Source organism: Ruegeria sp. YTSA072 (genome assembly GCF_059610285.1).
Genome location: NZ_JBXWNI010000002.1, coordinates 118,016 through 138,106, shown reverse-complemented (window position 1 = coordinate 138,106; position 20,091 = coordinate 118,016). Strand labels below are relative to the sequence as shown.

Annotated in this window: 19 protein-coding genes; 13 read left to right on the top strand and 6 right to left on the bottom strand. The window is 58.1% G+C overall.

The genetic code is table 11. From position 1 onward, the window contains the following. Positions 1–105 precede the first annotated feature (105 nt). Both mgtE and AC2FIB_RS04870 read left to right on the top strand, forming a co-directional pair. A complete protein-coding gene (gene mgtE / locus AC2FIB_RS04875) occupies positions 106–1,500 on the top strand; it encodes a magnesium transporter (protein ID WP_496734045.1) in 1,395 nt (464 codons plus the stop codon). Beyond that, the gene (locus AC2FIB_RS04870; protein WP_472723206.1) at positions 1,497–2,060 is read left to right on the top strand and encodes a 5-formyltetrahydrofolate cyclo-ligase; all 564 of its coding nucleotides are present in this window, start codon (positions 1,497–1,499) and stop codon (positions 2,058–2,060) included. Before mgtE ends, AC2FIB_RS04870 begins: the two co-directional genes overlap by 4 nt. A 5-nt stretch (positions 2,061–2,065) precedes the next feature. Here the strand turns inward: AC2FIB_RS04870 and AC2FIB_RS04865 are convergent, their stop codons facing one another. Next, a complete protein-coding gene (locus tag AC2FIB_RS04865) occupies positions 2,066–2,299 on the bottom strand; it encodes a putative hemolysin (RefSeq protein WP_058275635.1) in 234 nt (77 codons plus the stop codon). 89 nt (positions 2,300–2,388) lie between these two features. Between AC2FIB_RS04865 and AC2FIB_RS04860 the strand changes: the two genes are divergently transcribed. The 3 genes from AC2FIB_RS04860 to AC2FIB_RS04850 all read left to right on the top strand — a co-directional run bounded on the left by AC2FIB_RS04860 (position 2,389) and on the right by AC2FIB_RS04850 (position 5,912). Further along, entirely contained in the window at positions 2,389–3,204 is an 816-nt protein-coding gene (locus tag AC2FIB_RS04860) for a TIGR00282 family metallophosphoesterase (protein WP_496841783.1), read from the top strand. Between the two features lie 90 nt (positions 3,205–3,294). Beyond that, on the top strand, positions 3,295–5,073 hold the full coding sequence (locus AC2FIB_RS04855) for an SLC13 family permease (protein ID WP_496734047.1): 1,779 nt from the start codon (positions 3,295–3,297) through the stop codon (positions 5,071–5,073). A gap of 98 nt (positions 5,074–5,171) precedes the next feature. After that, positions 5,172–5,912: a YbaY family lipoprotein gene (locus AC2FIB_RS04850; RefSeq protein ID WP_496734049.1), complete on the top strand. Its 741-nt coding sequence runs from the start codon at positions 5,172–5,174 to the stop codon at positions 5,910–5,912. Positions 5,913–5,926: 14 nt separating this feature from the next. On the opposite strand, the gene AC2FIB_RS04845 is transcribed toward AC2FIB_RS04850, so the two are convergent. From AC2FIB_RS04845 to AC2FIB_RS04830, 4 genes are all read right to left on the bottom strand, one after another. Continuing rightward, the gene (locus tag AC2FIB_RS04845) at positions 5,927–7,588 is read right to left on the bottom strand and encodes an FAD-binding dehydrogenase (RefSeq protein WP_496734051.1); all 1,662 of its coding nucleotides are present in this window, start codon (positions 7,586–7,588) and stop codon (positions 5,927–5,929) included. Between the two features lie 11 nt (positions 7,589–7,599). Then, a complete protein-coding gene (locus AC2FIB_RS04840) occupies positions 7,600–8,457 on the bottom strand; it encodes a bile acid:sodium symporter family protein (protein WP_496734053.1) in 858 nt (285 codons plus the stop codon). Positions 8,458–8,529: 72 nt separating this feature from the next. Next, the gene (locus tag AC2FIB_RS04835) at positions 8,530–9,264 is read right to left on the bottom strand and encodes a glutamine amidotransferase (protein WP_496734055.1); all 735 of its coding nucleotides are present in this window, start codon (positions 9,262–9,264) and stop codon (positions 8,530–8,532) included. Between the two features lie 16 nt (positions 9,265–9,280). After that, positions 9,281–11,053, bottom strand: a complete 1,773-nt coding sequence (locus tag AC2FIB_RS04830; protein WP_496696013.1) for an SLC13 family permease — start codon at positions 11,051–11,053, stop codon at positions 9,281–9,283. 110 nt (positions 11,054–11,163) lie between these two features. Between AC2FIB_RS04830 and AC2FIB_RS04825 the strand changes: the two genes are divergently transcribed. Both AC2FIB_RS04825 and AC2FIB_RS04820 read left to right on the top strand, forming a co-directional pair. Further along, the gene (locus tag AC2FIB_RS04825) at positions 11,164–11,904 is read left to right on the top strand and encodes a YebC/PmpR family DNA-binding transcriptional regulator (protein ID WP_058275643.1); all 741 of its coding nucleotides are present in this window, start codon (positions 11,164–11,166) and stop codon (positions 11,902–11,904) included. A 156-nt stretch (positions 11,905–12,060) separates the two neighbouring features. Next, positions 12,061–13,332 carry an MFS transporter gene (locus AC2FIB_RS04820; protein WP_496734056.1) on the top strand — a complete coding sequence of 424 codons (1,272 nt, stop codon included), beginning with the start codon at positions 12,061–12,063 and terminating at the stop codon, positions 13,330–13,332. On the opposite strand, the gene AC2FIB_RS04815 is transcribed toward AC2FIB_RS04820, so the two are convergent. Next, positions 13,329–14,225, bottom strand: a complete 897-nt coding sequence (locus tag AC2FIB_RS04815; RefSeq protein ID WP_496734057.1) for a LysR family transcriptional regulator ArgP — start codon at positions 14,223–14,225, stop codon at positions 13,329–13,331. The two genes, AC2FIB_RS04820 and AC2FIB_RS04815, sit on opposite strands and share 4 nt — an antisense overlap. 86 nt (positions 14,226–14,311) lie before the next feature. On the opposite strand from AC2FIB_RS04815, the gene AC2FIB_RS04810 reads away from it, so the two are divergent. The 6 genes from AC2FIB_RS04810 (at position 14,312) to AC2FIB_RS04785 (ending at position 20,088) form a co-directional block, all read left to right on the top strand. After that, positions 14,312–14,911 carry a LysE/ArgO family amino acid transporter gene (locus AC2FIB_RS04810; protein ID WP_496720652.1) on the top strand — a complete coding sequence of 200 codons (600 nt, stop codon included), beginning with the start codon at positions 14,312–14,314 and terminating at the stop codon, positions 14,909–14,911. A gap of 40 nt (positions 14,912–14,951) precedes the next feature. After that, a complete protein-coding gene (locus AC2FIB_RS04805; protein ID WP_496734059.1) occupies positions 14,952–15,860 on the top strand; it encodes a DMT family transporter in 909 nt (302 codons plus the stop codon). Between the two features lie 87 nt (positions 15,861–15,947). Further along, on the top strand, positions 15,948–16,520 hold the full coding sequence (betI, locus tag AC2FIB_RS04800) for a choline-binding transcriptional repressor BetI (RefSeq protein WP_496841782.1): 573 nt from the start codon (positions 15,948–15,950) through the stop codon (positions 16,518–16,520). After that, the gene (betC, locus tag AC2FIB_RS04795) at positions 16,517–18,025 is read left to right on the top strand and encodes a choline-sulfatase (RefSeq protein ID WP_496734062.1); all 1,509 of its coding nucleotides are present in this window, start codon (positions 16,517–16,519) and stop codon (positions 18,023–18,025) included. Before betI ends, betC begins: the two co-directional genes overlap by 4 nt. Before the next feature lie 73 nt (positions 18,026–18,098). Continuing rightward, positions 18,099–19,757, top strand: a complete 1,659-nt coding sequence (gene betA, locus AC2FIB_RS04790; RefSeq protein ID WP_496734063.1) for a choline dehydrogenase — start codon at positions 18,099–18,101, stop codon at positions 19,755–19,757. A gap of 91 nt (positions 19,758–19,848) precedes the next feature. Next, complete coding sequence (locus AC2FIB_RS04785; RefSeq protein WP_109313161.1) at positions 19,849–20,088, top strand: HP1242/YdcH family protein; 240 nt, start codon at positions 19,849–19,851, stop codon at positions 20,086–20,088. The last annotated feature ends 3 nt before the right edge of the window (positions 20,089–20,091 follow it).

Sequence of the window (20,091 nt, the reverse complement as noted above, 5' to 3'; positions counted from 1 at the left end):
AGCATAGTGGGGCGAAACTTGTCGGTAAATCGGCGCATTGTCATTGTTTTCCGGTAGCTGCTTCTTCTAATTAGGGGTCAATGCGCGAACCAACCGGGGGCAGACATGACGACAGGCTATGATGAACCCGTAATCGATTCCGCCAGCGAGGAAGACGTCTATGCGCTGGATCGCCGGACAGTTGCCGCGATCCTGTATGCGGTTGATGTGGAAGATCGCGACAAGCTGATCGAGCTGATGGAGCCGCTGCACCCTGCGGACATTGCTGACCTCCTTGAACAGATTAATCCCTATGACCGTGGGCGTTTGATCCGTCTTTACGACAAGGAATTTGACGGCGATATCTTATCCGAACTGGATGAGTCCGTCCGCGAAGAGGTTATCAGCGTCCTGCGCCCCGACGTCCTGGCCGACGCCGTGCGGGACATGGAAAGCGATGACGTCGTTGACCTGCTGGAAGACCTTGAAGAGCCGCAGCAAGAAGCCATCCTGGACGCGCTGGAAGATTCCGAGCGGCTCGCCGCGGAACAGGCGCTGTCTTATCCGGAAAACTCAGCCGGTCGCCTCATGCAGCGCGAGGTGGTTATGTCGCCCGAGCATTGGACCGTGGGGCAGACTATCGATTTCATGCGCGCCAATGATGACCTGCCGGAACAATTCTACCACGTTGTTCTAGTTGATCCGCGACTGAAACCAGTCGCGCAGGTAACCTTGGGCAAGCTGATGGCAACCCGGCGCGAGGTGCCGTTGCACGACATCGCCGAAGAGGAATTTCACACCATTCCCGTCGATCAGGACGAAGAGGATGTGGCCTACGCCTTTAACCAGTACCACCTGATTTCCGCCCCGGTGGTTGATGCTGATGGGCGTTTGGTCGGCGTGATTACCATTGATGACGCCATGGTTGTTCTGGATGAAGAATACGAAGAGGACATGTTACGCCTTGCCGGTGTCAGCGACGAAAGCTCGTTGTCCGACAGTGTCGCCGCAACCAGCAGGCGGCGCCTGCCTTGGCTGGCCGTCAACCTGTGTACCGCAATATGCGCGTCACTGGTCATCTCGCAGTTCGAAGCGGCGATCAATCAGTTGGTGGCACTGGCAATCCTGATGCCAATCGTTGCCTCGATGGGGGGGAATGCCGGGACGCAGTCGCTGACGGTTGCAGTGCGGGCGCTTGCAACGCGCGACCTGACCGGATCGAACGTGGCGCGTGTTATCCGGCGAGAATTGCTTGTGGGCGTGCTTAATGGTCTGTGCTTCGCGACCGTTTTGGGGACTGTCGGCATGATGTGGTTCGATTCACCCTTGCTGGGTGTCGTGATCGGCTCGGCCTTGGTCGTGAATATGGCGATCGCAGGCTTCGCAGGTACGGTAGTACCGGTTGTGCTGGATCGTTTGGGCATTGACCCGGCGCTGGCGTCAGGGACCTTCGTGACCACCACAACGGATGTCATGGGGTTCTTCATCTTCCTTGGGCTTGCCAGCGTGGTGCTTCTGTGACCGATCTGACTGAAATCAAGGCCGTCGCCCGTAAGGCGGCATTTGCGCGCCGGAAGGTTGCATTCGATGCGCGTTTGCCGGGTGCAGCCGGACGTTTGTCCGAAGTGCTTGCGGGGCATCGCGGCGTCCCGATGTCGGGGTACATGCCGATCCGCACCGAAATTGATCCTTTGCCTGCTATGGCCGAGGCCGCGGCTTATGGTCCGGTCGGTGTGCCAGTCATTCAGGCCGCCGGACAAGCGTTGCGGTTTTCGCGCTGGACGCCCGAGGGCGTGTTGAAAGACGGCCCGTTCGGCGCCAAGGTTCCCGAGATTGACGATTATTTTGACCCCGAGATTCTGGTTGTGCCGCTGGTTGCTTTTGACGCGCAAGGCGGAAGACTGGGATATGGCGGTGGCTTTTATGACCGCACGCTAGAGGGATTGCGCGCCAAGCGCCCCACACTGGCCATCGGCTTTGCCTTTGACGCACAAGAGGCCGAGGGGCTGCCGTTGGAACCCACGGATCAGACGTTGGATATGGTCATCACTGAAAGCCGAGTACTGACGTTCTCGGCCTGACCGCCTCAGGTCGGGCTGTTTTCGCGAAAGTACTCCCACGCGTCCACTTCGGTGCCGTCGGGCAGGATGCAGATGCCAATCTGGCCGCCTTCGCCATCTCGGATTTCGTAACGATTGCCGCTTTCAACGCAAAAGGTTGCTGCCGGGTTCGCCAGCTGGGTGGACGAGTCGTTTGAAGCAGGCTGGTCGCAAGCTGAAAGCGCGGTCAAACTGGCGGCGGTCAGAAGGGCAAGGCGCATGGGAAATCTCCTGCATTATGTTCTTTGGCGGTTTATTCTGCCAGCTTAACCACTTGTGCTTGTCGGATACCACACTTAGGACGTTAAGGATGAGAATACTTTTTCTGGGTGACGTCATGGGCCGCGCCGGGCGCGCGGCCATTCAGCAACATTTACCGCGCTTGCGCGACGAATGGCGCCTGGATTTTGTCGTGGTGAATGGCGAAAACGCCTCGAACGGGATGGGTCTGACCGGGGATCACGCAAAGCTGTTGCTGGATGCCGGGGCCGATTGCCTGACGCTTGGCGACCACGCGTTCGACCAGAAAGACATGCTGCAATTCATCGAAAGTGAACCCCGTATTGTGCGCCCGGTGAACTTTGCCAAGGGCGCGCCGGGCAGGGGTCATCGGTTGTACACCGCGCCGGGCGGACGCAAGGTTCTGGTTGTTCAGGTTTTGGGCCAAGTCTTCATGAAACGCCCCTTTGATGATCCGTTCTCGGCTATTGAACCAATCCTGAAATCGCACCCGCGTGGTGGGCAGGCGCAGGCGATCATCGTTGATATGCACTGTGAAGCGACGTCCGAAAAAATGGCCATGGGGCACTATTGCGACAAACGCGCCAGCCTTGTGGTGGGCACGCATACCCATGTGCCGACTGCGGATGCGCAAATCCTGCCGGGTGGCACGGCCTATCTGACGGATGCGGGCATGTGCGGCGATTATGACTCGGTCATCGGCATGGACAAGCTGGAACCGATGCGCCGGTTTATCACTGGCATGCCCAAGGCCCGGTTCACGCCGGCTAATGGCGAGGCAACGCTGAGCGGTGTGGTCGTTGAAACCGATGACCGTGACGGTCAGGCGAAATCTGTTCAAATGGTGCGCGTTGGTGGGCGTCTACAGCAAGCTGGCCCACAGTAAGGGCAAGTCAGGCTTGCTCTGTCGCGCGCAATGCGTGAAACTGCCTGACGGGCGCGTAAGCCAGGCCAGGGTTCGGACAGAATACCAAGAATGCAATTCCTTCAACTGACAGAAATGGGAAGCGCGATACTGGCGCTGTTGGTCGTTGCAGGCATGTTCATCATGTTCCTGCGCGAATCCTACCCGACCGAAGTGGTCGCAATCGGTGGCGTGGCCGTGATGCTGGTGACGGGCATTCTGCCTTACCAAAGCGCACTTGCCGTTCTGTCAAATCCGGCCCCTTGGACGATTGCCGCGATGTTTATCATCATGGGAGCATTGGTGCGCACCGGAGCACTGGACGCATTCACATCGACCGCACAGAAGCAGGCACAGGTAAGTCCCAAGATCGCAATCGCGACGCTGATGGCCTTTGTTGTCTTTGCCTCGGCGGTGGTTTCAAACACGCCCGTAGTGGTCGTCATGATCCCCGTATTCGTTCAGATCGCGCGGACGCTGAACGTGTCGGCCTCGAAACTGCTGATCCCGCTTAGTTATGCGGCCATTCTGGGTGGTACGCTGACCCTGATCGGGACCTCGACCAACCTGTTGGTTGATGGTGTCGCGCGGGCCCAGGGGATGACCCCGTTTACGATATTCGAGGTCACACCCTTGGGCATCGCGCTGGTCATTTACGGCATGTTCTACCTGCGGTTTGTCGCGCCGCGCCTGCTGCCGGAACGGGACAGCATGGCGACAATGCTTAGCGATCGGTCGAAGATGAAGTTCTTTACCGAGGCTGTCATTCCCCCCGACAGCAACCTGATCGGACGTGAGGTGACGGGCGTGCAGTTGTTCAAACGTCCTGGCGTGCGCCTGATCGACGTCGTGCGCGGCGACGAGTCGTTGCGGCGCAACCTCAAGGGCGTCGCTTTGAAAGTTGGCGACCGTGTCGTTCTTCGGACTGAGATGACGGAACTGCTGAGCCTGCAAACCAACAAGGAGCTTAAGCGCGTCGATCAGGTCTCGGCGGTTGAGACAAAAACGGTCGAGGTGCTGATCACTCCGGGTTGCCGCATGGTGGGGCGGACGTTGGGCGCGATGCGTTTACGCCGCCGTTATGGCGTTTACGTTCTGGCGGTGCATCGGAGAAACCAGAATATCGGGCGGCAATTGGATGATCTGGTCGTGCGGGTCGGTGACACGCTGCTACTGGAGGGATCACCAGCAGATATTCGGAAGCTGGCTGCTGATATGGATATGGTCGATGTGACCCAACCTTCGGCCCGCGCATTTCGCCGCAGCCACGCGCCGATTGCCATCGGGGCGCTGACCGGGATCGTTGTGCTGGCCGCGCTGGGCGTTGCGCCCATCCTGCTGTTGTCGGTCCTGGCTGTTGCGGTTGTTTTGATTACACGCTGCATCGACGCGGATGAGGCGTTTTCCTTTGTCGAAGGAAGATTGCTGGCCCTGATCTTCTCTATGCTGGCCATAGGTGCGGCCCTGGACAAATCAGGCGCAGTTTCCTTGATTGTCGAAGCCGTGGCGCCAGGTCTTGGTGCCCTGCCACCATTCCTGATTATCTGGGCGGTCTATTTGCTGACCTCTGTGCTGACAGAGCTGGTGTCGAATAACGCAGTGGCGGTTGTGGTGACGCCGATTGCCATCGGTTTGGCGCAGGCAGTGGGCGTTGATCCGCGCCCGCTGGTCGTGGCGGTCATGGTGGCAGCCTCGGCTTCATTTGCGACGCCGATCGGATATCAGACCAACATGATGGTTTACGGCCCCGGTGGGTACAGGTTCACAGATTTTCTGAAGGTTGGCGTGCCGCTAAATCTGACCGTGGGTTTGCTGGCTTCGCTGTTGATCCCTCTGATTTGGCCGCTTTGAGTTCGGCACGGAACCGCTGGTTTTCCGGCGAAGTCCTTGTAAAATCAAAACCTCATACAATGTTTTGAATAAGTGATTTTGCGAAAAGGAGCACGCCAATGCTCAAGACCGGATATACCGCGCTTACAGTTGCGGCCACATCAGTCCTGCTGAGCGGCGCGGCCATCGGCGGAACGATCGAAGGCACTGCAGCATATCGCGAGCGTATCGCCGTACCTCCGGATGCGACGCTTTACGTGCAATTGCAAGACGTCTCGCGCGCGGACGCACCGTCGGTGACCCTGTCGGCAAAGCGCTATGCGCTGACCGGAGTGCCAGCACAATTCGAGCTGAGCTATGACGACGCCCTTATTCAAGAGGGGATGCGCTACGTGGTGCGTGGTTCGATCTTTCAGGGCGACAAGCTGTTGTTCACAACCGATACTGCCTACCCTGTTCTGACGAATGGGGCCGGGAACACGACCGATCTGATGCTGGTCAAAGTACAACCGCCCGGGGCAGCCGTGCTGGAGAACACCAACTGGACTGCAACCGGCCTGAATGGCGCAGCACTTGAGATCGAAAGGCGCCCCGCACTTTCATTCGCCAATGATGGCGCGTTCTCAGGCAGCGGTGGATGTAACCGGTTTTCCGGCCAAGCCGAGATTGCGGGCAACAATATTGAATTCCCCGACAACATGGCTGCCACCCTGATGGCCTGTCCGCCCCCACTGGATGAAGTTGAGCGGCAATTTTTCAAAGCCCTACAAGGGGTGACAGCATATGCGTTCAAAGGCGATACGCTGGTGTTGCTGGACAGTGCTGGGCAATCCGTCGTTCAGTTTGCCCGTGAACAGTAGGGTTTAAGGGGCCGTCACGCGACGGCCCTTGAGCGCCCTGCATTGCGGCCGGAGAAAATGCAGCCGCCCAGGAATGAACCTTCGAGCGCGTTATAGCCGTGATAGCCACCGCCACCGAAACCCGCGACCTCTCCGGCTGCGAACAGGCCAGGAACGACCTGACCGTCTGCGCCCACCATCTGACTGTCCAGATTGGTCTGAAGCCCACCCAGCGTCTTGCGCGTCAGCACGTGCAGTTTCACCGCGATCAGCGGGCCATTGGCCGGATCAAGGAACTTGTGCGGCTTGGCGGTTCGGATCAGTTTGTCGCCACGGTAGTTGCGCGCGGCCAGAATGGCGGCCATCTGCGCATCCTTGGTGAACGGGTTGTCGATCTGGGAATCGCGCGCCTCGATCTGGGCGCGCAGGTGCGCCTCGTCGATCAGGCCTCCGCCCAGATGGTTCATCCCGTTAACAAGCTCGGTCAAGGTATTGGCGACGATGAAGTCTTCGCCGTGCTCCTTGAACGCCTCGACCGGAGCAGTGGCCTTGGAGCCTGTCAGGATACGTTGGAACAGAACCTCTTTCCAACCGCCGTCGGTCATGTCGGGGTTCTGTTCGGACCCGGATAGGGCGAATTCCTTTTTGATCACTTTCTGGGTCAGAACGAACCAGCTGTATTCATGGCCGGTCTTCAGGATTTCCTTTAACGTTCCTAACGTATCAAAACCCGGCAGGCATGGCGGCTTCAACCGGTTGCCTTCGGCGTCGAACCACATCGAGCTTGGGCCGGGCAGAATGCGAATGCCGTGCGATGGCCAGATCGGATTCCAGTTACGAACGCCCTCGGTATAATGCCACATCCGGTCGCCGTTGATGACATGACCGCCAGCCTTTTCGCTGATACCGATCATGCGTCCATCGACGTGGAATGGCACGCCAGCGACCATGTCCTTCGGCGGCTCGCCCAGACGGTCGCGTGGCCAGCTTTTGCGCACCATTTCAAAGTTGCCTCCGATGCCGCCGGACGTGACGATAACGGCCGGGGCGTAAAATTCGAACTCGCCAACTTCATCGCGGTTGGTCTTGGCGCCGTGGGGTGCGGTGTCGTCGGCCAGAACCTCGCCCGACACTCCCTTGGCCGCGCCGTTCTGCATGATGATGTGGCTGACTTGATGGCGGAATTTAAGCTCGATCAACCCATTGCTGACATGGTCACGCACTCGGCGTTTGAAATGTTCCAGAACACCTGGGCCGGTGCCCCAGGTGATATGAAAGCGGGGCACAGAATTGCCATGACCATCTGCGTATGATCCACCGCGTTCAGCCCAACCGACAATTGGAAACCAGCGCAGGCCCATGTCATGCAGCCAAGGGCGCATCTCGCCAGCGGCAAATTCCACATAGGCCTCGGCCCATTTGCGGGGCCATGCGTCCTCGTCACGATCGAACTGCGCGCTGCCCATCCAGTCTCGCAAGGCAAGGTCGTAGCTGTCCTTGATGCCCATGCGCCGCTGTTCCGGCGTGTCGACCATAAAGAGCCCGCCAAGGCTCCAGAATGCCTGACCGCCCAGGAAATGCGCGGGTTCCTGATCGACCACGATCACCTTTTTGCCCCGGTCGCCCAGTTCGGCCGCGGCGGCCAACCCGGCCAGCCCAGCGCCCACGACGATTGCATCGGCAGAGTTATTCGTCATGTGTTATCCTTTCAGCGGCTGCGGAACCAAAGGATGAAGGGCAAGGCCACAACATACATCGTTATTCCGTACACAGCCGACGGCAGAGCCAACGGGCTGAACCCGCTTTCCGTCGCCGTGATCAATGCAGCCAGTGTAATCCCAAGAGTCGAGTTTTGTATTCCGGTTTCGATGGAGACCGTCTTGCTTTCGTTCCACGTTAGCTTTGCGGCACGTGCCAGCCCCAACCCGATCAGCAAAAGCGCGATGTTCAACGAGATCAACCCAGCGCCCATGACGCCGAGGTTGTCGACAAACAGCTGCCAATTTCCAGCCAGAGCAGCCACAACGATCAGCACGAACAATACGGTCGCAAGCTTGGACAGCGCGGGCTCGATCCGCTTTGCAAAATCTGTTGCAAAGCTGCGAAGTGTGACGCCAAGCGCCACGGGTAGCGTGGTTATCAGGAACATGGCGATCGCAAGCCCTGAGATGGACACCTCGGGTGCCGCATCGCCCATGAAATAGTTCACTGACCACGCGGCAAGAAAGGGCACGGTGACCATCGAAAGCAGGCTGATGACGGCCGTCAAACTGACCGAAAGGGCGACATCACCTTTGGCCAGTTTCGACAGGATGTTGCTGGTCACACCGCCGGGGCAAAAACTGAGGATCATGAAGCCGACAGCGATCTCGGGTGGCAACGCAAACAGTGTGACCGTGACAAATGCCGCGACCGGCAGCAACACAACCTGGCACAACGCGCCGATGGCGAAAGGATAGCGCCGGCTAAGGACACGGCGGAAATCGGCGACTTCGAGCCCAACGCCTAGAGACAGCATGATAATGGCCAGCGACAGCGGCAGGCCGACATTAATTAGAAGATCCAAGAACAACTCCTCCCAAAGCCGTTCGGGCTACCCTAAGCGAGCGGTCGTGGATCAGGCAATAACGCCGTTGGGTCACCCATAGCGTTCAGCAAATCTGCGGAGAATTTCGGCCGGTTGCGTGACGTCCGCTGCGTGACAAATGTCGATCAGGCGCTGGGCGTCTTCGGGCGGAAAATAGCCGTGGTTCTTGTAGATATTGATGCGCTGCTCAAAATCGCGCGCGTCCGCCTCGGGGTGGAATTGCGTAGCATAAACATTCTGCCCCCAGCGGATCATTTGAAACGGGCAGGGGTCCGAGGCCAGCAGGTGGACGCACCCTTCCGGCAGTGCCTGCACGGCCTCTTTGTGACCCACGAAGGCGTCGAATGTTCCGGTCAGCCCTGACGTCAGCGGGTCTTGCGCCCCGTCTTCGGTCAGGTGGCAGGTCGAAGGCCCGACAGGTTCGCCGTACTTGTCTTTGCTGACGTCACCGCCAAGATGAGCGGCCAGAATGCCCAGCCCATAGCAACAGCCCATAAAGGGATGATCCTGAGCGATGATCTGCGGCATCAATCCCATGATGGCCGCCTCGGTACGTGCATCAGTTTCCGATTTGGTTGCAGGATCGTCACTGACGCATCCCGGTCCACCGCCGACGATCACCCCGGCATAGTCCGTGACATCCAGATCGTCGGGCAAAGCTTCGCAATCCAATCGGATACGATGGGTCTGGTTGGGGGTCAGACCCGTTTTGTCCAGGATCGAGGCATATTCGGCATCCGAGGCATCGGTTTCCGGGCGCAGTTGCAGGATCAGAAAACGTTTCATGAAAGGCCTTTACCCGTCACAATGGCCAGAACACAAGGATGGCGGGAATGGAAACGGCGATGATCAGGATTTCCAGCGGCAACCCCATGCGCCAATAATCGCCAAACTGATACCCTCCGGGCCCCAGCACCAACGTATTGTTCTTGTGCCCGATCGGCGTCAGGAACGCGGCTGACGCAGCAACGGCAACCGTCATCAGGAACGGGTCGGGTGAAACCTCAAGCGTGCGGGCCATCTGGATGCCGACCGGAGCCGCAACAATGGCCGTGGCCGTGTTGTTCAGCACGTCTGACAGGGTCATGGTGACCACCATCAAAACGGTCAGAATGGCCCAGGCAGGCAGCCCGTCGGTTAATTGAATCAACGCGTTCGCAATCAGTTCCGTGCCGCCTGACGTCTCCAACGCGCTGCCTAGCGGGATCATCGAGCCCAGCAGAACTACAACGGGCCACTCGATATGATTGTAGATATCGGCAATCGGCATGATCTTGGTCAGAACATAGGCGACAACGACCAGCCCCAAAGCGATGGGCAGGTAGATCAGCCCGACACTGGCCGCCAGAACAGCTGCACCAAACAAGCCAATGGCAAGCCACGCTTTTTCGTTGGCGGTGACGTTCAGACCGCGTTCAGCAAGTGGCAAACACCCCAGCCATTCGGTCACATCGGCACTGCGGTCACGTGGGCATAGCAGCAACAGAATGTCGCCTGCCTCAATCTGAGTTTTACGGACCTGTTCGGTAATGCGACGCCCTTGACGTGAAATCCCCATCAAAACGGTGCTTTGACGCCAGGCCAATCCCAGGCCTTGCGCGGTGCGACCGGTGACGCGTGCGTTTAGCGGCACAACTACCTCAATCACTTCAAGACCGTCCCCTTCGGCGGTCAGCAATTCCTGACGGCGGGTATCTGAGAAATCGAGGTTCAGCGCGGTGCGAAATTCGTCTAGCGCCTCGGGGCGGGCCTCCAGCACCAAAGCGTCGCCCGGTTTTATTGTAGCATGGGCCGACCGGCCATAGCGCCGTTTTCCATCTCGAATAAGGCCGATGATCGCCACGTCGGATTTCTCGGCGGCCTCATAAAGCTCGCTGACACGTTTTCCGATTTGCGGCGACTCTGGCGGGACCGTCAGTTCCGCGATGTATTCGGCAAGGGTTTCCGAGGCCTCTTCCTGTGTTCCGCGATTGGGAATCAACCGCCATCCGACCAGCGCGACAAATGCTAGCCCGGCAATCGCGGCCAATCCACCAACGGGGGCGAAATCGAACATTCGGAACGGTTCACCCAAGGTCTCAGCCCGGATCGATGCGATGATGATGTTAGGGGGCGTTCCAATCAACGTGGCCATGCCGCCCAGAATAGTGGCAAAACTCAGCGGCATCAGGGTCAGACCGACCGGTCGCCCCGCCTTGCGCGCGGTTTGGATATCGACCGGCATCAGCAGCGCCAGCGCGGCCACGTTGTTCATAAAAGCTGACAGAACAGCGCCAATCCCGCCCATCAGCGCGATGTGCGCGCCAAGCCCGCGCGAGGCATCGACCAGTGTGCGGGTGATCAGGAAAACAGCGCCGGAGCGCACCAACCCGGCCGAGACAACCAATACCAAAGCGACGATGATCGTAGCGGGGTGTCCGAACCCGGCAAAGGCGTCATCGACCGGCACAACACCCAGCGTAACTCCGATCAATAGCGCGGTGAAGGCCACAAGATCGTATCGAAACTTCCCCCAAAGCAGCATTCCAAACACAGTGGCGAAAAGGGAAAAAAGAATAATCTGGTCTGTCGTCATGCGGCCACCATACCCTTCGCGGCGACTGTCGCAAGCCGCTCTCTTGATCCTTGGCCCCTCAAACGTCTATATGAGCGCCGAATACGCAATCACGATGACGAGGACGCAACATGGCAGGCCATTCCAAATGGGCCAACATCCAGCACCGCAAGGGGCGTCAGGACGCCGCGCGGTCCAAACTGTTTTCCAAACTGTCGAAAGAGATCACCGTCGCTGCCAAGATGGGCGACCCCGATCCTGAAAAAAACCCACGGCTGCGTTTGGCCGTGAAAGAAGCCAAGTCACAGTCGGTTCCAAAAGATGTCATCGACCGCGCGATCAAGAAATCGACGGCGGGCGAAGGCGATGAATACGAAGAAATCCGGTATGAGGGCTATGGCCCGAACGGTGTGGCGGTGATCGTCGAGACGATGACCGACAACCGCAATCGCACAGCTTCGACCGTGCGTTCGACTTTTTCCAAGAACGGCGGCAACCTGGGTGAAACCGGTTCAGTTGGCTTCATGTTCGAACGCAAGGGCGAAGTGGTTTATCCGGGTTCCGTCGGCGACGCGGACACCGTGTTCGAAGCCGCAATCGAAGCCGGCGCTGAAGATGTCGAAAGCTCGGAAGAAGGGCATATCATCTGGTGTGCAGATACTGACCTGAACGAAGTGTCGAGCGCCCTTGAAGCTGCGCTGGGGGAAACCGATTCCACCAAGCTGATCTGGAAGCCTACGACGACAACCGAGTTGGGTCTGGAAGACATGCAAAAGCTGATGAAGCTGGTCGATGCGCTGGAGGACGACGATGACGTTCAGCGCGTGACGACGAATTTCGAAGCCACGGACGAAGTCATGGCTCAGCTCTGATCCGCATTGCAAGAAAAGCACGAAAAACCCGGTCTTTGGCCGGGTTTTCATTTTTGACACAGGGGGTTCTTGGCCGGTTGCGTGGAACTGAGTACCATGGATTGATCAAACCCAAGTGGCGCGCCCTTTTGCGAGCCGAGGAACCCAAGCGCGCATATGACTGACAAGTCACTGGACACATCGAAAAGAAACGTTCCGGTCCTGGCTGGGCAAAGCATTCTGTCTCAGGTGGCGTGGACCCTAGGCAGCCCATCCGTGGTCTTGCCGTTTCTGGCCGTATCGCTTGAGCTTCCGATGTACATAGCCGGCGCGCTGGTGTCGGTGCGGATGGTTGGCAGCATGATCTCGGATGTTTTCCTCGCGTATCCCATCGCAGCGCGTGACCGTAAGAAACGTGCAATCGCGATGACTGAGGTCGCAATCGGTGCCTGCCTGATTTTGGCTTTGTTGGTGGCCTCAACAGGTGTCGTTCCGGTCATAGGTGTGGCTTTTGTCGCGGCATTTTTCATGATCGGTTTGATCGAAGAAATTCAGTCGCTGATGTATACCGATCTGCTGGGCGATCAGGTGCGCTCCAAATCGCGGATGATCATGCATTATCTGCAGCTAGGGGTGGGTGGATTGGGTGCAATCGGATTGGCGTTGCTGGTTCACGAGATCACCAAAGAAAACCCACCGTTTTCGCGCCATTCCGCAGTCATCGCCGTTTCGGTAACATTCTTTGTCCTGTCCGGCCTGTCGATTCTAATGATGTCCGAAACCGTCGGTCCCACCCAGGAACAGGGCGCGCAACGGGTCAAGAAGCGAAAGTTCCTGGATAACTTCACCGATATCGCCGCAATGTTCGATCAGCACTGGTTCCGCCGGTACATGATCATGCGCATGCCGCTTGTCGTCGTATCCCTGTCCGTACCGTTCTTTGCGCTGATCGCAGCCGAAGCGCACCACGATTCGGCCAGAGGGCTGACGGCGATGATCGTGTCGTCGGCGTCGGGGTATCTTGTTTCTGCCCCACTGTGGCAATTGGTGAACATGAAATCGCATCGCGCCGTGATGGTCACCGGGAACCTGATGGTGGCACTGACGGGCGGTGCGCTTTTGTCCGTGCACTTTCTGGGCATGGACCATGACGTTCACTTACACGCCATTGCCTTGTTCGTTGTCACTGTTGCGGTGACAGGGATCAGCAGTGCCCGCAAGCTGTACTTCCTGGACGTTGCCCCAAAAGATCAAAGGGTCAAAGGTGCCGCAGCGATCAAGAGCATTTGCCGGATCTCTGGCGTATTGCTCTCGGCCGCGTTGGCAGGCGTTGCGCATTTGCACGAGGTCGCATGGGCAATCGCCTTCATCGTCGCCACAAGCGTTTTCGCGGCGGTCGCCTGTTACCGTGTGGTTGTACCCAGCGAGAAAAAAGCGGTTCAGTCCTAGTCTGCCGTGTCAACTGGAAGCAGGGCACCATTGGCGGCGCGCTTGACTGCGTCAGTTAGCGGGGCCAACGCCGTGGAGAGCACACGACCCACCTGCCAGGTCAGCCCTACGTCAAGCCGCGCGCCCGGTACCAAAGGGCATAACCGGCCATCTTCCAGCGCTGGGCGCGCAAGGCTTTCCGGATTCATTCCCCACCCAATCCCCGCAATGGCCGCTTCTACAAATCCCTGAGAGGAGGGCAGGAAATGCGAGGGGGGGGATAGCCGTTGACCTGTCTGCCGGGTAATCCAGGCTTTTTGCAGCCCATCCTTGCGGTTGAATGTCAAACAGGTGGCGCGGGACAACGTCTCGACATTTACACCGTCCGCGAACCATTTGCGCATGAAATCGGGGCTGGCCGTGGGGATGTACCGCAGGGCGCCAAGGGCGACGGCGTCGCTGCCTGGGACTGTATCACCTCCGACCGTTATGGCGGCGCTGACCTCTCCGCGCCTCAGCCATTCCGCCGAATGATCCTGATCGTCAACGACCAGATCGAACAGCAGGCCGTCGACCTGAGACATGACATTGATGAACCACGTCGCCAGAACGTCGGCTGGCACGGCGACGCGCACGCGCGCGGGGCCGTTGGTTTGATCAAGTGTCAGTTCGCGGGCCAGATGCGTCTCAAGTAACCCGATATCCTCAGCGTGTTGAGCGATACGCAAACCCATCGGAGTGCCCGTGCAGGGCGTTCCGCGATTGATCAGGGTCGCGCCGACAAGGTCTTCCAGCGCCTTGATCCGTTGTGAAACCGCAGAAGGCGTAACTGCAAGTTCCGAAGCGGCCGCGTCAAAGCTGCCATGACGCAGGATGGCAGACAGCGCAGTCAGGTGGTTTGGATCCAGTAGCATTAGACAGACTTAACTCAGGTCAGTTTCTTTAATTTGATAGATGCTTGGTAAGCAAGTAGTCAACGCCTCAGACTATCGGAGGTTTCATGTCCACATCCTTGATCGCAGGCTTTGTGCTTGGCTTCAGCCTGATCCTCGCCATTGGCGCGCAAAACGCCTTTGTTCTGCGTCAGGGATTGCGGCGCGAGCACGTATTCCCACTGTGCCTGACTTGCGCGGTGTCTGATGCCATTCTCATAGCTGCAGGCGTTGCGGGTTTCGGAACATTGGCGCACGCGTTGCCCTGGTTCGAGACCGTCATGCGATATGGCGGGGCGATCTTTCTGATATGGTACGGTTTGCGCAGCCTGAGTTCGGCCTGGCGCGGCGGAGCGGTGATGGAGATCGGCGAGGGTAAGCGGGTCAGCCTGAAATCTGTTCTGCTGACCGTTCTTGCGTTCACATGGCTGAACCCGCATGTCTATCTGGATACAGTTGTGCTGATTGGGTCAATCTCGGCGCAGTATGAGGATCGGCTGGCCTTTGCGCTTGGGGCAATGACGTCCAGCTTTGTGTTCTTCTTTTCGCTGGGCTACGGGGCAGGGATGCTGTCCCCGATTTTCACAAGACCACGGGCGTGGCAGGTGCTGGACTTAATAATCGGCGTGGTCATGCTGGCAATTGCTGCAAAGCTCGTATTGATGTGACGGGTTGCCTCTGCCAAGTATTCGGTGTTCAACCGTTAACATGTCAACTTTAACCGCCCAACACCGCCCCGTGGCTGGCATGCTCTGGATGTTTTCGGCAGGCTTGTCGTTTGTGGTCATGACCGCGTTGGTAAAGTCGCTGGGCTCCTCGATGGACCCTACGCAGGCCGCGTTCCTGCGCTTTGCCTTCGGCTTGATCTTTCTGTTGCCAGCGTTGCGCTTGGTGTTGAAAACCCACCTTACACGCAGCCACATCGTGTTGCTGGGGACACGCGGTGTCGTCCACGCATTTGCAGTGATGCTGTGGTTCTTCTCGATGACCCAGATCCCGCTGGCCGAGGTTACGGCGATGAACTACATGACGCCGGTCTATGTCACGCTGGGGGCCGCGTTGTTTCTGGGCGAGAAGCTGGCCATCCGTCGGATCGCCGCGATTGGCGTGGCACTGGTTGGCGTTCTGATCATCCTAAGGCCGGGTTTTCGTGAGATTTCACTGGGTCATATCACCATGCTGGGCACGGCCCTGACCCTGGGCGGATCTTATCTGATCGCCAAAGTGCTTGTGCGTGATCTGCCGCCGTCGGTCGTTGTGGCGCATATGTCGATCTGGGTGACCATAGCCTTGATCCCCTTTGCTATTGCAGTTTGGACCACGCCCAGCTTGCGCGACCTCGGCGTGCTGTTTCTGGTGGCCAGTTTTGCCACGGCGGGCCACTATTTCATGACGATCGCACTCAAGGCGGCCCCGGTCGCGGTCACACAGCCGGTTACGTTCCTGCAGCTGATCTGGGCCACCATGTTGGGCGCGCTGGTCTTCAACGAAAGCATCGACATTTGGGTTGTCGCCGGCGGTACGGTGATTCTTCTGGCGGTCAGCTTCATTGCCTGGCGCGAGGCGGTTTTGAACCGCAGCAGCTTGACGACCCCAAGCATCGCACCAAAACTCTAGCCGTTCACGGCCGCTTAAAACGTTATTGATTGACGGGTCAATAAAAACCCCTTAGCGTTTCCCGGTACACGTAATGAGGGGATAGCGATGCCGAAACTCGGAATGGAGCCAATCCGCCGTGACGCGATCGTCAAGGCAACAATCGCCGAGCTCGGGTCGAAGAAATCCCTTGATGTGACTGTCAGCCAGATCGCTAAACGTGCGGGTATGTCCAGTGCGCTGGCGCATCACTATTTCGGCGGCAAGGATCAGATTTTTCTGGCTGCCATGCGCCGTATTCTTTCGGACTTTGCTGACGAGGCCCGAGGGGAGCTGAAAAATGCCGTTCCGGAAGAGCGCGCGCAGGCGATTATCCGGGCCTGTTTTGCGCCGTCATGTTTCACTCCGGATGTCATCGCAGCCTGGATGACATTCTACGTGCTGGCCCAAACCAATGATGACGCCTTGCGCCTGTGGCAAATCTATCAGGCACGTATCCGGTCGAACCTGACCCACGCCCTGCGCCCATTGCTGGGCGATCCGGCCGAGGCGGCCGAAAACATGATCGCCCTGATCGATGGGCTGTATATCCGCGCCGCACTAAGCGCGCCGGAAGAACCGCAGCTGGCGGTCAATCACGCAATGCGTGTCCTCAACACTCTGCTCGAGGCTGAAAAATGACAAAACCGAACATTCTGATCCTGATGGTGGATCAGCTGAACGGGACCCTCTTTCCAGACGGTCCCGTTGACTGGCTTCACGCTCCGAACCTGAAGAAGCTGGCTGAACGGTCGACCCGGTTTGCCAACGCCTATACCGCGTCGCCTCTGTGCGCGCCGGGGCGGGCCAGCTTTATGTCCGGTCAGCTGCCTTCGCGCACGGGTGTTTATGACAACGCCGCAGAATTCCGCAGCGACATCCCGACCTATGCGCACCATCTGCGTCGTGCGGGCTACTACACCTGCCTGTCCGGCAAGATGCACTTTGTTGGCCCCGATCAGATGCACGGGTTTGAGGACCGCCTGACAACCGATATCTATCCGGCTGATTTCGGTTGGACGCCGGACTATCGCAAACCGGGCGAGCGTATTGACTGGTGGTACCACAATATGGGTTCGGTGACGGGCGCAGGCGTGGCCGAGATTTCCAACCAGATGGAGTATGACGACGAGGTCGCCTACAACGCCAAGGCCAAGCTCTATGATCTGGCGCGTGGCAAGGATGACCGCCCGTGGTGTGTGACCGTCAGCTTTACCCACCCGCATGATCCTTACGTGGCGCGCCGCAAGTATTGGGATCTGTACGAAGACTGTGAGCACCTGCAGCCCGAGATTGCGGACATTGGTTATGACAATCAGGATCCGCACTCAAAGCGTATCTTTGATGCCAATGATTGGCGCAGCTTCGACATCACAGAAGAAGACATCTGCAAGTCGCGCCGCGCGTACTTTTCCAATATCTCATATCTGGACGACAAGATCGGTGAAATCCTAGAGGTGCTGGAAACAACCCGGCAAGAGGCGATCATCATGTTTGTCTCGGATCACGGCGACATGCTGGGTGAACGGGGCCTGTGGTTCAAAATGAACTTCTACGAAGGGTCGGCACGCGTGCCGTTGATGATTGCCGCGCCGGATATGCCGGCAGGCCGTATCGACACACCGGTTTCGACAATCGACGTCACGCCAACCCTTGGTGCACTGGCGGGTGTAGATATGGCCGAGATCGCGCCGTGGACCGATGGCGAAGACCTTGTACCACTGGCCAATGGCACCGAACGGACTGCTCCGGTGAAGATGGAATACGCGGCCGAAGGCTCGTATGCGCCGCTGGTTTCGCTGCGCTACGGTAAGTGGAAATACAATCGCTGCGCATTGGACCCAGATCAGCTGTACGATCTTGAGGCTGACCCGCAAGAGTTGGAAAACCTCGCGGAAAACCCCGAACAAGCAGGCACGCTTGAAACTCTGCGCGCGAAATCTCAGGCGCGTTGGGACTTGGATCAATTCGACGCGGATGTCCGCGCCAGCCAGGCGCGCCGATGGGTTGTTTACGAGGCGCTGCGGCAGGGCGGGTATTACCCATGGGATTACCAGCCACTGCAGAAGGCATCCGAGCGCTACATGCGCAATCACATGGATCTGAATGTCGTCGAGGAAAACGCCCGCTACCCACGCGGCGAGTAACCTCTTCACCTTTTTGAAAATACTCCTGCCGAACGGTTCAAAACGCAGTTCGGCAGGATATGGAGACCTGAAAATGGAAGCAGATTTCGTCATCGTCGGCGCAGGATCCGCAGGTTGCGCGATGGCCTATCGCCTGAGCGAGGCCGGGGCCTCGGTTCTGGTGATCGAGCATGGCGGGACCGATGCGGGCCCGTTCATCCAGATGCCAGCGGCGCTTAGCTATCCGATGAACATGCCGATGTATGACTGGGGTTACAAGTCCGAGCCCGAGCCGCACCTGAATAACCGCGAACTGGCCTGCCCGCGCGGCAAGGTGATTGGCGGCTCGTCTTCGATCAATGGTATGGTCTACGTTCGTGGCCACGCGCGCGATTTCGATACATGGGCCGAGATGGGCGCCGATGGCTGGTCCTTTGCGGATGTTCTTCCGTACTACAAACGCATGGAGACCTGGCATGATGGTGGCCACGGTGGTGATCCGACATGGCGTGGAACCGATGGGCCCCTGCATGTCTCGCGCGGCCCTCGCGAGAATCCCCTGTTTCAGGCTTTTGTCGATGCGGGTCAGCAGGCGGGGTACGAGGTTACCGGCGACTACAACGGTGAAAAGCAGGAAGGCTTTGGCCCGATGGAACAAACCGTCTGGAAAGGACGGCGTTGGTCGGCGGCGAATGCCTATCTGAAACCTGCGCTCAAGCGCGACAACTGCGATATCGTGCGCGGACTGGCCTCAAGGGTGGTTATGGAAAATGGCCGCGCAATTGGAGTGGAATTGATCCGAGGTGGCAAGACTGAGGTCATCCGCGCTCGGCGCGAAGTGGTTCTGGCAGCATCATCCATCAACTCTCCCAAACTGCTGATGCTTTCCGGTATCGGACCAGCAGCGCATCTGGCCGAGCATGGGATCGAAATTGTGGCGGACCGTCCGGGTGTGGGTGGCAATCTGCAAGACCACCTGGAGCTTTATATCCAGCAGGCATCCCTACAGCCCATCACACTCTACAAACACTGGAACCTGATCAGTAAAGGCCTGATCGGAGCACAATGGTTGTTCACAAAGACCGGGTTGGGTGCATCAAACCAGTTCGAAAGTGCGGCATTCATCCGGTCAAAGCCGGGCGTGGAGTATCCTGATATTCAGTACCATTTCCTGCCGATCGCCGTTCGCTACGACGGTCAGGCAGCAGCAGAAGGTCATGGTTTTCAGGCGCATGTCGGGCCGATGCGCTCGCCCTCGCGCGGGGCGGTCACACTGCGGTCGACCAATGCCGAGGACGCGCCTGTGATCCGTTTCAACTACATGAGCCACGAGCAGGATTGGGCAGATTTTCGCACTTGTATTCGCCTGACGCGTGAGATTTTCGGGCAGGATGCGTTCAAACCTTATTCCGGTAAAGAAATCCAACCGGGTGCAGATGTGCAGTCTGACGAAGCGCTTAATGCCTTTATCGCCGAACATGCTGAAAGTGCTTATCACCCCTGTGGAACCTGCCGTATGGGCCGGGCGGATGATAGAAATGCTGTGGTCGATCCGCAGGGACGCGTGATTGGTGTGGATGGCTTGCGTGTTGCCGACAGCTCGATCTTTCCGCAGATCACCAATGGCAATCTGAACGCGCCGTCGATCATGGTGGGTGAGAAAATGTCCGACCATCTGTTGGGCAAGGAAGCCTTGCCTTCTGCCAATGACCGCCCTTGGATTCACCCGCAATGGGCTGTTGCTCAACGGTGAAAGGCGGCATGATTTGATCCGCGTCAAAGCTTGACGGGGCCGGGACGAATAGACTTGAATCGTAACGACATATTTTCAGGAGCGAACAGGAATGTCCCACACCCCGCACGAACTGGCCGAAGAGTTTCCGGACAAGGTTGAGTTGATGAGCCAGCTTAAGCAAACGGACGCTCATTTTTCACGGCTGGCGGACGAGTATCATGAGATCAACCGCGAGGTTCATCGTGCCGAAACGAATGTCGAACCGATGGATGATATCGCTGAGACAGATCTGCGTAAAAGACGTGCGGTTCTGAAAGACGAGATCTGGGCGATCTTGTCCAAGTCCTGAGAA